Here is a 15,030-nt window from a genome sequence, read left to right as displayed (position 1 = left end):
CTACTTCAATCCCTCACAAAGATTTTTTATTAACATAGTTGTTGTCATTGCTCCTACTCCACCTGGAACTGGTGTAACATACTTAGCCTTTTCAATAACTTCATCAAAACATACATCTCCCGTTAGCTTTCCTTGAACTGAAGTCGTTCCCACATCAATAACTATAGCATCATTCTTAATAAATTCCTTTGTAACAAAGCTTGGTTTTCCTATTGCTGCTATTAAAATATCAGCATTTGAGCATATATTCTTAAGATTAAGTGTTTTAGAATGGCATATAGTTACAGTTGCATTCTCATTCAAAAGTAATTGTGCTAATGGTTTACCTACTATGTTACTTCTTCCTATAATAACAGCATTTTTTCCTTCAATATTCTCACCAGTACCTTTTATAAGTTCTATTACACCTTTAGGTGTACAAGGATTAAAGCATTTTTCTCCTTTATATAACTTTCCTACACTAATAGCACTAAGTCCATCAATATCCTTTTCATAAGATATTACAGATGTAACTTTAGATTCATTTATATGCTTAGGTAATGGTAGCTGAAGAATTATCCCATCTACATTTTCATCATTATTAAGATTTATAATTGTTTCTATAAGACTATCTTCCTTAATTCTTTCATCCAAAACAATACTCTTTACTTTTACACCCATTTTTTCACATAATGCATTTTGATTATTCACATAATAAATAGATCCTCCGTCTTGCCCTACTAAAATATTAGCTAGGCATGGAGGTCTTTGTCCTTCTTCACACTTTTCTTCTATTAATACTTTTAAATCTTCTCTAAATTTTTCTGCAAGTTTCTTCCCCTCTAATCTTATGCCCATCTTTCTCCTCCACGTAATACTATTATAGTTTTACAATATTTCCAAGGACTCCATTTACAAAAGTTGCTGAATTGTCTGCTGAGTACTTTTTAGCAAGTTCAATCCCTTCATTTAAAGCAACTTTATCTGGAATATCTTCACTAAATAAAATCTCAAACATTGCTATTCTAAGTATTGATAGATCTACCTTAGATAGTCTGTTAAATTTCCAATTTTTTAGGTTTTCTTCTATTTTTTTATCTATAACATCTATATTCTTTTGTACTCCATTAACCACTCTTTCTAAATAGTTAAAATCAATATCATCTAGGTTAATATCAGTATTTTCTTTGAAATTTACTAATATCTCCTCATACACTTCTTTATTTATACTCATTTCAAAAAGTAACTTCATCGCAATTTCTCTAGATTTTCTTCTGTTCATAACTTCCTCCTACTAATCTTTTATATAAACTTTATAATTTAATTATCGTCAATTGTATTAATACTATACATTTTTAAACAAGGAAACACCCTCTGTTTTCAGAGGGTGTAATTCTACTCTTCTTCATTAACCTTTTCTTCTTCCTTAGGCAGAACTATACTTTGAATATACAAGTTAATGCCTGATACATTAAGTCCTGTCATAGACTCAACTGATTTCTTTACATTTTCTTGAACCTTCTTAGCAACTTCCGGTATCTTTACTCCATATTTTACTACAACATACAAATCTATTATAGCTTTATCTTCTTCTACGTTAACCTTGATCCCCTTTGAAGCATTTTTTTTACCACTTAATATTTGAGTTATTCCTCCAACTAAAGTAGTACTCATGCCTTCAAGCCCATCAATTTCTGAAGCTGCTAATCCTGCTATCACTTCAACTACTTCATCAGATATTTTAACAATTCCCATTTCAACGTCTTTATTTAAATTTTCATCCATTTCGGTGCCCCCTTTGCTTGGATTTTCCAAAACAAATTAATCTTAAGATTATTATATCAAAAGCCTTAGAACTTTACAAATATATTTATTGATTTAATTGAATTTCAACATCTCTAATATGAGTAACATCCATAACTACATCTTGTATTTGTTTTTGTTGAACATCTGTAAGCTTTTCTGATGTTTTAACGATTATAGTTACTTTGCTATCTTGTACATAACATAAAGCATCAGCATACCCTTTGCTTTTAAGTAAAGTTTCTATTTGTGATTGATTACTACTTGCTAACGCTAAGTTAGTATATTTTTTAGAAAGCTCAGATCTATCTTCCTTAGAAGTATGTTCATCGTCTATTAATGCTTTTAAACTTTGTAATGCTTGTGATAAATTATTATCTCTTATAATTTGAGATTCTTTAAAAAAGTTACTTTCATTACTTTGTGTACTATTGTCATTGAATGAAATAGTGCTCTTTCCGTTTGAAATCTCATTGCCAGCTACATACTCTAAATCTGAATTTAGCTTTGTCGCTAACACTCCAGCGCAAACAATAAGCGCTAATAACACTACAATAATAACTCCTTGTTTCTTGTTCATTTTAATACCCCCCATATAATTTTTATTTTAATCTTTCTAGAGAATTTATATGCCTATCTTATGATAGATATGTTACTTTTTCATCGCATAAACATTTACTTGATTTTCCTTTAAATCAAATAAGTTAACTACAGCCTTTTGAATCTCAAGTTTAGTTAAATTATTTTCTGCTCCCTCTGATACTACACAAACTCCAGTAACCTCTGGTTTGTACTTCTTTACTACAAAAGGCTCTGTTCCATTCTGGGTGTTCATCATTACAATACTTCTTCCATCATTCTTCTGAGTTATTTTTCTTGTTCCCCCATCTATATCTTTTTCTTCTGTTAGACTAGTAGAGTCATTTATATTAATTGCTGGAATTTGTTCTTCACCCCCTTTAAAATAGACCATTACTTGCACTTTCCCTACTCCTTGAATATTTTCTAGAGTTTCTTTTAATTTTCTTTCTACTTCTTGTTCTTCTGTTCTCATTAACTTATTTTTCTCATCATCAGTTGATGTGCTTTCCAATGTTAACGAATTTTTATCATTACCAATCATCTTACTAGATGTAGCAATAGTGTCGTTCTTAAAAGTAGTACTTAAAATTACCAACAAAATACCAACTAGTACTAAAATGGATAAATTCCCTAGATTCATCTTTTTAAAATTATTGTCAGCGGTTTTTCTTTTTAGTTTTTCTAAATCAAACAGCTTTTTAAAATCCATAAGTTCACCCCTTACTTTAACTTTGAATAATCAGTTTATTAACCTATATTTTATAAACTTTAATTTTATCCTTAGATATATTTAATACTTCACTTAAATATTCAGTAATCTCTCTATTTTTTTCTTCATTAAGTACTTCTTTAACATTAACCTCTTTAGCATTCTTTATAGTAACTTTTTTAATACTTCTAACTTTTCCTTCATTCACCTCCACTTTTACTGAGTCTACAATAAACTTTTCCTCATTGGAATCATATTTCACTTTAGGAAATACCTCATATCTATCTTTTGGAAACTTCTCTTGCAACTTTTGCATACACATTTTACCTAAATTATCAGAAAACACTTGTACTGTATTATTAATATTATCATTTTTATACTTATCATAATCTTGCTTATATTGTTTTTCTTCGAAGTATTCAGTGGCCGTATTTATATAACTATCTATATTGAAATTCTTATCAAATAATTTAACAATAGGATTTATAAGTACAGTTATTAGAATCAGTCCTAATACAAACTTTGTATACTTCTTCATAGAATTACTGGGAAGTATCATCTCTACTGCTGTTATAAAGAATATAGCAGTACAAATGTTAATTATCCATTCTCTAAAAGCTCCTAACATACTCTGCCTCCTTTTTATACTCCTATAATGCTTTTACCTGCTGTTGCTACTATTGATATCATTATAAAAAACATTACAGATACACTAATTAAGCAAGCAGTTATTAGGACTAGTGATTCACCTGCTGCACTTATACACTTAATCAATCTACTATCACTTATAGGTTCCATTAGAGCGGCTGTTAGCTTATAGATAAATGACATTGATATCATCTTTATCAGAGGTAGAATTATTATTGCGATAAGAGCTATTAATCCAACACTACTCAAAGCATTTTTAAGTAACAGGGAATATCCTGCAACTGTTGAAATTGCATCTGATAAACTTTTTCCCACTATTGGTATGAAACTATCCACAGCAAACTTCATAGTCTTCTCTGCTACTGCGTCTATAGTTGCCGAGGTCATGCTTCTTATAGTTATAATTCCTATAAATATTGTCATTATAGTTCCTTGTACCCATAGGATTGACTTGTTTATTAATTTTGCTAACTTGTCTATCTTGTACTCCTCAGAGATGTTATTAACAAATTGAATTACAAATGTAATACTAATTACAGGTATAATTAAGTCTATAAAAATCCTTGCACTTATATTTGTTACTCCAATTACTAACGGATCCATAACTGCAACTTGAGTAAATCCACCTACTGAAGCCAATAACATAAGTAAAACTGGCATTAGTGCAGCCATAAAATCAGTCATACCTATAATAGCCTCTTTTGCTGTTGTAACACCTATATAAAAGGTTCTTGAAATTAATACTATTAAAAGGGCATAACATGCAAAATAAGCTATATTAGATAGATTGCCATTACTAAATGCACTTTCTAAATTATTTATTAAGGCACAAATTATGCAGATAATTATTATCATAGACATTAATTTCCCACAAGCTATAACTTCTCTAAAAGCATATGATACTAATGCCTTCCCGATTCTCTCTGTTGAAACATCTCCATTTCCAGTTTTTATATATTGCTTAACATAGGTTTCTATATCAATATCATTTAATATTTCATATTCTGTTTTCATACTTGTTATGTAATTATATAATTGTTGAACTTCTTGTGTTTGCTCCTTATCTAGAGTTGTATTTTCTGTATACGCTTGTACATAAAAAGGAACTAGTAAAAATATAATGAAAGCTACTATAAACTTTTTCATACTGCTTACTCCTATATCTTATCTACATTATTTTAACTATTGATTGCAATACTGCCATTAGTATAGGTATTGCCATTACCAGTATTAATATTTTACCTGCAAATTCTACTTTTGATCCTAAATTACCTTGTCCTGCATCCTTACAAATCTCTGCACAAAAGGATGAAAGATATGCAATACCTAAAATTTTAAATACTATATTTAGGTAAATGAAATCTATATTAGCCTTTAGTGCTAATTCTTGAAGAAGCTGAAGTACTGATGTTATCTTATCTATCATGAATAAAAATATTGCTACACCAGACACGATACTTATATGAACAACTAAGTCATCTCTTTTATTTTTAAAGACAAGCACTACGAATAATGTGATAAAAGCGAATGCTACAACTTTTACTATTTCCATATTATCCTCCTAAAACTGGAACATGGTTTTTACTGTACTAAATAATTTATTTATTAAGTTAATTACCATCATTAATACAATAACTATACCTGCCAAATTTGCTATTATTGCATAATCTTTCTTACCAGTGCTCTCCAGTATCTTATCTAATATAATAATCAATATACTTACAGCAGCAATTTTAAAAATCAAACTAACATCTAACATAAAATATACCTCCTTTTATTTATATATGTTTATAATAAAATAATTTATAAACTTAACTATTTATATGATAACAATTGCCACTATAGCTCCAAAAGAAAAACCTAAATATCTATACATATTTACATTCTTTTTCATGGATAGCTCAGCGTCATCTATTTGACTTCTTATGTTTTTCATGGTTAGTGTCATAATACTCTTTTGTCCTTCAATATCAGATTCTCCAAGTGATTTAGATAAATCTATAAGAATATCTATGTCATATTGTTTTAGATTTAAACTTTCCCTATTTTCTTCTATAACCTTTTGAAACCCGTTATTAACACTATCAACTTTATTTTCATATAATAGATTAGATACTTCTGAAAATATATGACTTATTGGTTTTGTACACTTTTTAGATATATTCATTAAAGTATCTGGCAAAACAACATGAGTATATACAATTTCACTTTGCAATTGATAGAGTGCTTGCTCAATTTCTTTTAATTGAAAAACTCTTTTTCTTAGATTTTCTCCAAAGTAAAATCCCATAAGAGAAGATCCCGCTACTATTAAAATACATCCTAAAACTCTTAAATACACGCTATTTGTCTCCTCCAAAGTTTTTCTTTTTTATTAAAATCATAAATATATTCTACTGTTCCTACTCCTTGTCTTCCACTTAACACTATTGCTCTTTCAAATACATGATTTTCTAATATATCCTTAAATACAGGTCTTTTATATAAATCTTCTATATCATAACCATGGATTGTTGTAATTAACTTCACTCCCGAATTCATGGCCATTATTATACTTTCAATGTCTTTATGAGTACCTATTTCATCACAAATAATCACATCTGGAGACATACTCCTTATAGCCATCATAATTCCTTCACTCTTAGGGCAGTTGTCTAATATGTCTGTCCTTACCCCAATATTCATCTGCGGTATGCCATTATAACAAGCTCCGATTTCACTTCTTTCATCTACTATACAGACCTTAACTCCTCTAAAGTTTGTCCCATTCAATATTAATCCATCCGAAATATTCCTACTAATATCCCTAATTAATGTTGTTTTACCACATTTGGGAGGAGATATTATTATAGTATTTAGAATTTTTTTATTCTGGATAATATATTTCATTAAGTCTTGGGAGCATTCTAGTACTTCTCTGCAAATCCTTATATTAAATGATGCTATATTTTTAATAGTTCTAATCTTACTACCATCAATAACACAAGAACCACATATTCCAACCCTATGTCCTCCTCTAATAGTTATATATCCTTGCTTTATCTCCTCTTCAAAGGCATATATTGAGTAATTACTGACTCTTTGAAGTATAGTTTTAATATCTTCCTTAGTGACTATGTAATTGCTTATTATTTCTGTATTACCAGAATATATTAATAATGGCTTTTCTGCTTTTATCCTTAACTCTTGTAGGTTATCTATTCTGTTACTCTTTTCAATAATACTAATTATTGTATTTGGCAATATATTAAAAACTTCTTTCGTATTCATATATCTCATCCTCCTCTCTTAATAAATTTTTATTTCTATTGTCTCTTAATTATTCCAATTATTTTTCAAAAAAATAAAAAAGTACATAGATTATTTAAAATCCATATACTTTCTTAAGCAATTTATAAATTTATAGAAGTACGACAATTTGGGCAAAGAATTTCATTTTCATTATTTACTAGTGTCTTTTCCACTGCTAAAGTTTCATTACAGTTATTACAACACACATCAATATAATCAAAACTGTTAAATTCTCCGTCCTCTTCCTGAAAACCATAAAGTTCATCTTCGATATTCCCTAAGTTCTCATCTAAAACTGTTACATACTCATTAATTTCTTCTTGAATTTCTTCAATTTTTTCAATCTTATTAGATAACTCAGTTACTATTTTAGTTAGACTAAACAAAATATCTTTTACGTCTTTATTAATATTTATTAAATCTAGTCCGCTAATAGATTTATTTATTGAATCAATCTCTGACATAAGTGAATTCATTCTAACACTCCCTTTAGGGTAGTTATTACTATACTCTTTCCATGTATTCTCCACTTCTAGTGTCTATCCTTATTACTTCGCCTTCATTTACAAATAATGGAACATGAACTATAGCACCTGTTTCTACTTTTGCAGGTTTTAATACATTTGAAGTAGTATTACCTCTTGCTCCTGGTTCACACTCAATTATTTGCAACTCAACAAAGTTAGGTGCTTCAACTGAGAAAGCTTCTCCCTTATAAAACTTAATTACTGCAAACATATTTTCTTTTAAGAACTTAATAGCATCTTCTACTTGGTCAAAGTTTAAAGGAACTTGCTCAAAAGTTTCTTGATCCATGAAATAGTATAATTGATCATCACTATATAGATATTGCATTTCTTTTCTTTCAATTACCGCTTCTTGAAGTTTTGCAGTTGGGTTAAATGTTGTATCAGTAACTCCACCTGTTTTAACATTTCTAAGCTTTGTTCTAACAAAAGCTGCTCCTTTACCAGGCTTAACATGTAAAAAGTCAATTACAACAAAAACTTGTCCATCTAGTTCAAAAGTAATTCCTTTTCTTATATCTCCAGCTGAAATCATTATGTATCCCTCCACTAATCTTTTATAGTTTTATTATAACCCTAAAATCCACATTAATACCAACTATAATTGGTTTAATTGTCTTCAGAGGTTGTTTCTTGACTAAAATAATATATTTATATCTATTTAACAAATACTTCATGGTAGCCAATGATATTTTATCAAAACTTGCGAATATTTGCAAATATATTTATTAATTACATAAAATTTATTGTATTAATATTTAAATTTAAATATAGAAAGCTATACTTAATTCTCCTATATACACTTCATTTTTTTGATCTTTTAATCTTATTTCATCCAAGCTGATAAAACTTTCATTTTTCTTTAATGAATCTAAAAAATCGTCTAAAGTTACTAAATTGCCTTTAAATTCTATATCTATATGTATAACATTTTTATTTTCAACATCATTGGTTATATTTTTTATTATTAAGTACTTTTTGCTTTTTAAATAATCCAATACATAGAAATATCCTTTTGATGTTTTAACTGCTACAACTTCTTGAGAATAAAGTTTATCTAACTCAATTCCTTTTCTTTCTATTTCTTTAAATTGGAGAAAATTTAAAGTAAGTATAGTACCAAAAATACTAACTAAAGCATAGATAATTACATTTCTTTTTATTTTACTATTTTGTATCATTCTTTTTCCTCTCTAAACTTACCTTAAGTCTCAAATTACTTTCTTCTATATTCTGAAGTTCTAATTTCTTTATTCTATATTCTTGATTTCCTTCTAAATCTTTTATGAATTTAGTCAAATTATCTATATTTAAGAATTCAATTTCTAATAATATAGATTTTTTATTTATAAATACATCTTCTATACTATAATTTTTGAGAATACCATCTTTAAATTTATTAAAAGTATAAATAGTTTCATTTTTATCTTTATAAGAAAGGTTATTGTTTTTTTCATTTTCTGTCCTTCCATAGATATTCTCTTCTATAGCTTTATCTAACGCACTTATATAAGAGATATTAATATAATATTTTATTATAGAAACACTCAATAGCGCTAGTAGTACAATTATATATATTCTGAGTTTATTTTTACTTTTTATTTCTACATCATCTCTATACCACATTGGTAAAAAGTTATATTTTTCCATAGCTATTTATCTCCTACTAAAAGCAAAATGTTCTAAAACACTTTCATCCTCTATGAATCCTAAATTAATAGATTCATACTTATAAAAACTAAGGATATACTTTGAGATTTCATCATTGCTTAAATTCACACTATATATCCTTTTTATATTTCCATCATAACTATTACTTTTATGGAGTATGTATTCAATATTATCTGTAATTGAAGAAATGAGTTCTTGTTGTATAATTTTATTTCCTACAATTTTTTTATTTACTATAGATAATAAATATATATTTTTATTATATCTGAAAACAAATAAGCAATCTTTATCTGATATAAGCTTCTCATAGTGATCAAAAAACCATAATTGAATTAAAGTTATCTTATTTAACTTATAGTTATCTTTAGAATTAAATAAAATATTAAATCTATCGCAATTAGCACAAAAAATCAGAATTTCGATTTCACTTTTTTCCTCTTTATATATTGTGTAAGTGTACAATATTTCTTCTGACTTTTTTCCATATAAGTATTTTAATCTATTTTTTATAATACAACTCAAATCACTTTTTTCTATTTTAGGAACCCTTAAATATTTAATATAGATTTCTTCATTTTCTATTAGTAAAAATAATTTTCTATTTTTAACTACCACTTTAAAATCATCTATTGAGTGTATAATAGATTTATCAATAGTATAGTTAGGCTTAAGTATACCTTTTCTCTTATATTGAATTTTTTGTATAATATTATTGGATATTTGTAGTATAATATCTTTTTTCATATTAATTCAAACCCCTTTATTATGGTACTGTAGTAATAAATTTAATTTTATTACTTTCACTTTCTATTACATAATTGTAATACTCTACTTTTTTTATCCCTTCAATAGTAACTATATTTAATACTATCTTTTTACTGTTTTTGTTATACTCCATAAATGAACTATTGAAATATAATTTATTAAGCTCAATTAATGCATTATGTATTTCATCTTTACTCAACTCTTTGCTTCCTAAAATGTTTTGTATTTCATTACTTGTTTTACTTAAAAGATATGATCTTTCTTTTTGAAACTTATTATCAAGTATTTGAGTCTCTATAGATAAATCATTGTATTTTTTTCTCATTAATTCTATCTTAAATGAAAGAATAGTGACGCTAAATAATAGACTTAATATTATTAAAGTATATACTAGTACATATCCATTTCTACTTTGTTTGACCCTAAACATCTTTTATACTCATCTCCGTAGATTGTATTGATTTCAATATATATTAGATTCTTGTCCTCTTTCACTTTAAATCCTCCAATTCCTTCAACAATAGTATCAGTTGTATTTATATTGCTTGTTACCTTGTCATACTCTATTACTATTTTAAATTCATCCTTTGATTTTTTAGCTACTTTAATAATATTCATATCTCCATTATATTTCTTTAAAACTAGTTTGTTATTCTCTATTTTTATAATCTTATTCTTTACATCTATAATTTCACTCTCTATAAACCTCAAAGCTTCTCTTGAATATACTTCTTCTCTATCGTTTAAAATAACTTCTTTATAATTCTTTATACTATTTGAAAATGAACCAAACTCTATAGTAACTATTACACTTACTATGAATAAAGATATTATCAGTTCTATTAGAGTCACCCCTTTTTTCAAGTTAGTAATCTCCTTTATATATTTCAGTTTCAATAGTTTGATCTCCTATAAATGATCTTATATTAATTTTTAGATTTATATTTATTACATTCTCATCTATACTTTTAGCTCTGAATTCTAAGAATATAGGATCATTGTGCTCTCTTGAGATTATTTCCTTAAACTCCTTATGATATAAAATATCTATATTTATATTCTCTTTGTTTATATAAAATGCTTCTACTGCATTTTCATCTGTATATAAATAAAATATATTTTTAATCTCCTCATATGTGCATTTATAAATTAAGTTATTTTTCAATGCTTCTACAAATTGTATTGTTTGATTCATTTCATCATTGTACTTGCTTAACCTTACATTTCTTATATAACAGTTCATAATATAAAGAAACATAATAGTAAATATACATAAACTACATATAACTTCTAATAAAGTAATTCCTTTAGATTTATTTAATTTGGACATATCTAGTTGCTACTCTTATAGTTATTATATGAGTTTTTCCTTTCTCATCTTTATAATTAATAGTGCAAGCCTGTGTTACTGAACCTAAATTATTTATTCCTATTCTTTTATTAAAGCTATCAGTATTTATAAACATAAACTTATCTGGAACCTCATACTCCTTTACTTTTAAATTATTACAGAAGAACTTAATCTTTCGATAATCATCACTAAATAACAAGTATCCACTTTTATTTTTGGACTTGCAATACAATGTCGATTCACTTATTATATGTAGAATTTTATTATCAAAGTAACTAATATTGGTGCTATTGCTCATACCCCTATATAGATTTATGAAGTTTATGCTTCCGAAACTTACAATAGTTACCAATATAGATAATACAATAATAAGTTCTATTAAAGAAACACCTTTTACTTTTCTCATTTTATTCTGTTTCTTTGATATTTCCTCTAGGATGAAGCTGCTTTCCTCCTGAGCTTTCTTTTATAACAAATCCACTACCTATATCATTAAATTCTAATAGATATTTTTTATTATCAACACTATAAGTTATACTTGTCTCTTCTTCTGTATCCTTATGAGTAACTTCTATATCATTAATTCCTAATAGTTGTTGTGTAATTTCTTTTATATTATCTTCTAAAAATTCCTCATTTCCTTCTGAATAACTTTCAATTACTGCTAAATAAATTTGTCTTCCTGTATCAACAATTTTTAAATTTTGTGCCTTTGTCCTGTAGCCATTATACCTGGGAATTAATAAACTACCTAAAATTAATATTATAGCCATAACTACTATTAATTCTATTAATGTAAATCCCTTTCTTTTAATATCATTCACCAAATCATAGCCTCCTAAATTAATTAATAGAATCAAATGAATACATAGTATTAATTAGAGGTAATACCAGGTTTAAAATAATTACAATAATTATTATAGCCAAAGAAATTACAACCATTGGTTCTATTAATTTTGTTATTCTTGATATAGTTTCATCAACACTGTTTTCATATATTTCTGCTACATTATTTAACATCTCCTCTAGACTACCAGTATCTTCCCCTATAGCTAGCATTGATACAAACATATTACTAAAAATTTTCGAGTTATATAATGCATTAGATAACTTTGTACCGGACTTCATACTATCAATAACATTACTCATTGTATCTTTTATATATATATTCGATTCACTATCAATGATAGTTTCAAGAGAAGTACTAATAGTAATTCCACTGTTTATTAGTAAATTTAAGTTTCTTGCAAATTGAATTTCATTTATTTGTATAAAAATTCTTTTAAATATAGGAATTCTATATTTAACTTTATCAAATATTTTCCTATGATGTCCTTTCAAAACAAAATAATAACAGATAGCACTTGTTAAAATTAAAAAGATCTTAAAATAAATCGTATTAAATAAACTACTTAGGAAGAGGAGTTTTTTTATATTATTTGGTATCTCTTGATCAAAATCAGTTAATGTTTTTGAAAATTCTGGAATTACCTTCATAATCACAAGTATCGTAAATATAATAATAGCTACCAATACTACTAAAGGATATACCAACATAGATCCTATCTTCCTATTTAAACCATATTGTTTGGCATAATATTCCGACAATTCCTCAAAGACTTGATCTAAGTTTCCACTCTTCTCACCTATATATATTAGTTGCAACATAAACTTTGGGAATATATTCGGAAATCTGCTAAAACTCTCAAATATATCTTTTCCCTTTTGAACATCCCCATTTATAATATATAGTGCATCTCTTATCATAGAATTTAACTTTTCATTATATAAAATTTTAAGTCCCTCAGATATATTAATTCCACACTTTAGTATTTGAGATAGTTGTTTACATACTAATGCCAAATCTTTATCTTTTACTCTATAAATTATTTTTGTTAGAGTTTTAGCTTTAATTAATTTATAAGTTATTAAGTAAAGTTCTTTGTCATTTAATGTATTAATTAATTGAGCTTCTGTATCTACTAAATAACTTCCCTTAATAATCTTTCCTTGAGAATTTATTGCTTTATATCTATAAAAATTCATAAAATACTCTCTTTATCTCCTCAATAGTTGTTATTCCACTTTTAACTAATTCTTCAGCTCTATCTCTAAATGTACTCATTCCATTTTTAAGACTATAGTTTTTCAATTCCATAGAAGACTTTTTATTCTTTATCATTTCTCTAAAATCTTCATTTACTTTCATAATTTCAAGAATTGCTATTCTTCCTTTATAACCAGTTTCATTACAGTCCTTACACCCCTTCCCTCTATAAAGTTTATCTAAACTATATAATTCTATATCTTTCAACTCACTGTCTATTGGATCATATGCTTGCTTACATAAAGGGCATATTTTTCTAACTAACCTTTGTGAAACTACTAACACTAAAGAGTCTGCTACTAAGTAACTTGGTATTTTCATATCTAAAAGTCTAGATATACTACTAAAAGTATTATTACTATGAAGTGTAGATAATACTAAGTGTCCTGTAATAGCCGCTTTTATTGCTATCTCAGCAGTTTCCTCATCACGTATTTCACCTATCATTATAATATCTGGATCCTGTCTTAAAATATTTCTAAGTCCTATCGAGAACGTTAGTCCTGACTTATTATTAACATTTACCTGATTTATTCCTTGCATATTGTATTCAATTGGATCTTCAATTGTAATAATGTTCTTTTGTTTTGAATTTATATCATTTAAAAGAGCACACAAGGTTGTTGTTTTGCCGCTGCCAGTAGGTCCTGTAACTAGAATAATACCCCCTTGATTATTGAGTGCATTTCTCAGTTCTTGTTTTTGCATATCATTATAAATAATATTGTCTATGGTTATATTTTCATTTGATTTATTTAGTATCCTTATGGTGATTTTTTCTCCATATAGAGTAGGAATTGAAGATGTTCTCAAATCTAAATATCTATTTTCATACTTATAATTAATTTTTCCATCCTGAGGTGTCATCTTTTTAGAAATATCCATGCTAGATTTTATCTTTATTCTAGTTGCTACTGCTGGATATATATCTTTAGGTATTATGATATGTTCCTTTAGTATTCCATCAAGCCTAAATCTTACTAAAGTTCCACTATGAAAAGGATCTAAATGGATGTCACTTGCATTTTTATTAATAGCTTGAGTTATAATTGAATCAGTAAGTTTAACTATAGGCGCTTCCTGAACAAAATTACTGATAATTTTTAATTTAGACTTTTTTATATATGAACTATTTTTCAAATCTTCAAGTGCTTCATTAGTAATCTGCTTACTATAATGATTTTCCATTGCAGAATATATATTAGTTTTCTTATCATAGTAGGCATGTATTTTTTTGTTTGTGATAAAAGATATATCTTCAACTGCATCTATATCTAAAGGATTACTCATAGCAATACATAATTTATCTCCTTTTATATCAAAAGGAATTGCAGAGTATTTTCTTACATCATCCTTAGACAATAAATTAGTAATATCTTCTGCTATATTTTTGCTTAAAATATCTACTTTAATTATAGAGAACTTTTCTTCTAAGATTTTTAAAAGGGTACCTTCATCCACAATTCCACTACTGATAAAAACTTCTTCTAAAGATTGATTTGAATTTAGATTATTATAATCATATTGTGCTATATTTTCTTCCTTAATCAATATATTAGCTAGTCTATTTATCAAAATGATCACCAACCTAATTTAT

23 protein-coding genes are annotated in these 15,030 nt (G+C 26.8%); all 23 read right to left on the bottom strand.

Annotated features, from left to right (window positions below):
* The 23 genes from ACX0KU_RS12840 to ACX0KU_RS12730 all read right to left on the bottom strand — a co-directional run bounded on the left by ACX0KU_RS12840 (position 1) and on the right by ACX0KU_RS12730 (position 15,008).
* The gene (locus tag ACX0KU_RS12840) at positions 1-837 is read right to left on the bottom strand and encodes a tetrahydrofolate dehydrogenase/cyclohydrolase catalytic domain-containing protein (protein ID WP_472990376.1); all 837 of its coding nucleotides are present in this window, start codon (positions 835-837) and stop codon (positions 1-3) included.
* A gap of 22 nt (positions 838-859) precedes the next feature.
* Positions 860-1,261: a transcription antitermination factor NusB gene (gene nusB, locus ACX0KU_RS12835; protein WP_472990375.1), complete on the bottom strand. Its 402-nt coding sequence runs from the start codon at positions 1,259-1,261 to the stop codon at positions 860-862.
* A gap of 113 nt (positions 1,262-1,374) precedes the next feature.
* The gene (locus ACX0KU_RS12830; protein ID WP_472990374.1) at positions 1,375-1,764 is read right to left on the bottom strand and encodes an Asp23/Gls24 family envelope stress response protein; all 390 of its coding nucleotides are present in this window, start codon (positions 1,762-1,764) and stop codon (positions 1,375-1,377) included.
* Positions 1,765-1,849: 85 nt separating this feature from the next.
* A complete protein-coding gene (locus tag ACX0KU_RS12825; RefSeq protein WP_472990373.1) occupies positions 1,850-2,362 on the bottom strand; it encodes a SpoIIIAH-like family protein in 513 nt (170 codons plus the stop codon).
* 72 nt (positions 2,363-2,434) lie between these two features.
* Positions 2,435-3,073: a stage III sporulation protein AG gene (spoIIIAG, locus tag ACX0KU_RS12820; protein WP_472990372.1), complete on the bottom strand. Its 639-nt coding sequence runs from the start codon at positions 3,071-3,073 to the stop codon at positions 2,435-2,437.
* Between the two features lie 43 nt (positions 3,074-3,116).
* Positions 3,117-3,701 carry a stage III sporulation protein AF gene (gene spoIIIAF, locus ACX0KU_RS12815; protein ID WP_472990371.1) on the bottom strand — a complete coding sequence of 195 codons (585 nt, stop codon included), beginning with the start codon at positions 3,699-3,701 and terminating at the stop codon, positions 3,117-3,119.
* A 14-nt stretch (positions 3,702-3,715) separates the two neighbouring features.
* Positions 3,716-4,867, bottom strand: a complete 1,152-nt coding sequence (gene spoIIIAE, locus ACX0KU_RS12810; RefSeq protein ID WP_472990370.1) for a stage III sporulation protein AE — start codon at positions 4,865-4,867, stop codon at positions 3,716-3,718.
* 22 nt (positions 4,868-4,889) lie between these two features.
* Entirely contained in the window at positions 4,890-5,273 is a 384-nt protein-coding gene (gene spoIIIAD, locus ACX0KU_RS12805; RefSeq protein ID WP_472990369.1) for a stage III sporulation protein AD, read from the bottom strand.
* Positions 5,274-5,282: 9 nt separating this feature from the next.
* Positions 5,283-5,480 carry a stage III sporulation protein AC gene (spoIIIAC, locus tag ACX0KU_RS12800; RefSeq protein ID WP_472990368.1) on the bottom strand — a complete coding sequence of 66 codons (198 nt, stop codon included), beginning with the start codon at positions 5,478-5,480 and terminating at the stop codon, positions 5,283-5,285.
* A gap of 60 nt (positions 5,481-5,540) precedes the next feature.
* Entirely contained in the window at positions 5,541-6,062 is a 522-nt protein-coding gene (spoIIIAB, locus tag ACX0KU_RS12795; RefSeq protein ID WP_472990367.1) for a stage III sporulation protein SpoIIIAB, read from the bottom strand.
* Positions 6,053-6,991 carry a stage III sporulation protein AA gene (gene spoIIIAA / locus ACX0KU_RS12790; protein WP_472990366.1) on the bottom strand — a complete coding sequence of 313 codons (939 nt, stop codon included), beginning with the start codon at positions 6,989-6,991 and terminating at the stop codon, positions 6,053-6,055. Before spoIIIAA ends, spoIIIAB begins: the two co-directional genes overlap by 10 nt.
* Positions 6,992-7,113: 122 nt before the next feature.
* A complete protein-coding gene (locus ACX0KU_RS12785) occupies positions 7,114-7,488 on the bottom strand; it encodes a CD1247 N-terminal domain-containing protein (protein ID WP_472990365.1) in 375 nt (124 codons plus the stop codon).
* A 28-nt stretch (positions 7,489-7,516) separates the two neighbouring features.
* Positions 7,517-8,074 carry an elongation factor P gene (efp, locus tag ACX0KU_RS12780; RefSeq protein WP_472990364.1) on the bottom strand — a complete coding sequence of 186 codons (558 nt, stop codon included), beginning with the start codon at positions 8,072-8,074 and terminating at the stop codon, positions 7,517-7,519.
* Positions 8,075-8,303: 229 nt separating this feature from the next.
* The gene (locus ACX0KU_RS12775; protein WP_472990363.1) at positions 8,304-8,720 is read right to left on the bottom strand and encodes a hypothetical protein; all 417 of its coding nucleotides are present in this window, start codon (positions 8,718-8,720) and stop codon (positions 8,304-8,306) included.
* The gene (locus tag ACX0KU_RS12770; RefSeq protein WP_472990362.1) at positions 8,707-9,189 is read right to left on the bottom strand and encodes a hypothetical protein; all 483 of its coding nucleotides are present in this window, start codon (positions 9,187-9,189) and stop codon (positions 8,707-8,709) included. The genes ACX0KU_RS12775 and ACX0KU_RS12770 overlap by 14 nt, the downstream gene beginning before the upstream one ends.
* A 6-nt stretch (positions 9,190-9,195) precedes the next feature.
* A complete protein-coding gene (locus tag ACX0KU_RS12765) occupies positions 9,196-9,954 on the bottom strand; it encodes a hypothetical protein (RefSeq protein ID WP_472990361.1) in 759 nt (252 codons plus the stop codon).
* Positions 9,955-9,973: 19 nt separating this feature from the next.
* A complete protein-coding gene (locus ACX0KU_RS12760) occupies positions 9,974-10,405 on the bottom strand; it encodes a hypothetical protein (protein ID WP_472990360.1) in 432 nt (143 codons plus the stop codon).
* Positions 10,366-10,839, bottom strand: a complete 474-nt coding sequence (locus ACX0KU_RS12755) for a type II secretion system protein (RefSeq protein WP_472990359.1) — start codon at positions 10,837-10,839, stop codon at positions 10,366-10,368. The genes ACX0KU_RS12760 and ACX0KU_RS12755 overlap by 40 nt, the downstream gene beginning before the upstream one ends.
* A gap of 1 nt (position 10,840) precedes the next feature.
* Positions 10,841-11,305, bottom strand: coding sequence for a type II secretion system protein (locus ACX0KU_RS12750; RefSeq protein ID WP_472990358.1), 465 nt, complete (start codon positions 11,303-11,305; stop codon positions 10,841-10,843).
* Positions 11,289-11,732 carry a pilus assembly FimT family protein gene (locus tag ACX0KU_RS12745; protein WP_472990357.1) on the bottom strand — a complete coding sequence of 148 codons (444 nt, stop codon included), beginning with the start codon at positions 11,730-11,732 and terminating at the stop codon, positions 11,289-11,291. Before ACX0KU_RS12745 ends, ACX0KU_RS12750 begins: the two co-directional genes overlap by 17 nt.
* Before the next feature lies 1 nt (position 11,733).
* On the bottom strand, positions 11,734-12,150 hold the full coding sequence (locus tag ACX0KU_RS12740; RefSeq protein ID WP_472990356.1) for a prepilin-type N-terminal cleavage/methylation domain-containing protein: 417 nt from the start codon (positions 12,148-12,150) through the stop codon (positions 11,734-11,736).
* A 19-nt stretch (positions 12,151-12,169) separates the two neighbouring features.
* Complete coding sequence (locus tag ACX0KU_RS12735) at positions 12,170-13,372, bottom strand: type II secretion system F family protein (RefSeq protein ID WP_472990355.1); 1,203 nt, start codon at positions 13,370-13,372, stop codon at positions 12,170-12,172.
* On the bottom strand, positions 13,359-15,008 hold the full coding sequence (locus ACX0KU_RS12730; RefSeq protein WP_472990354.1) for a GspE/PulE family protein: 1,650 nt from the start codon (positions 15,006-15,008) through the stop codon (positions 13,359-13,361). The genes ACX0KU_RS12735 and ACX0KU_RS12730 overlap by 14 nt, the downstream gene beginning before the upstream one ends.
* Positions 15,009-15,030 lie beyond the last annotated feature (22 nt).

It is taken from the genome of Clostridium sp. X, assembly GCF_055755365.1.
This window is presented reverse-complemented; position numbering and strand designations above follow the sequence as displayed.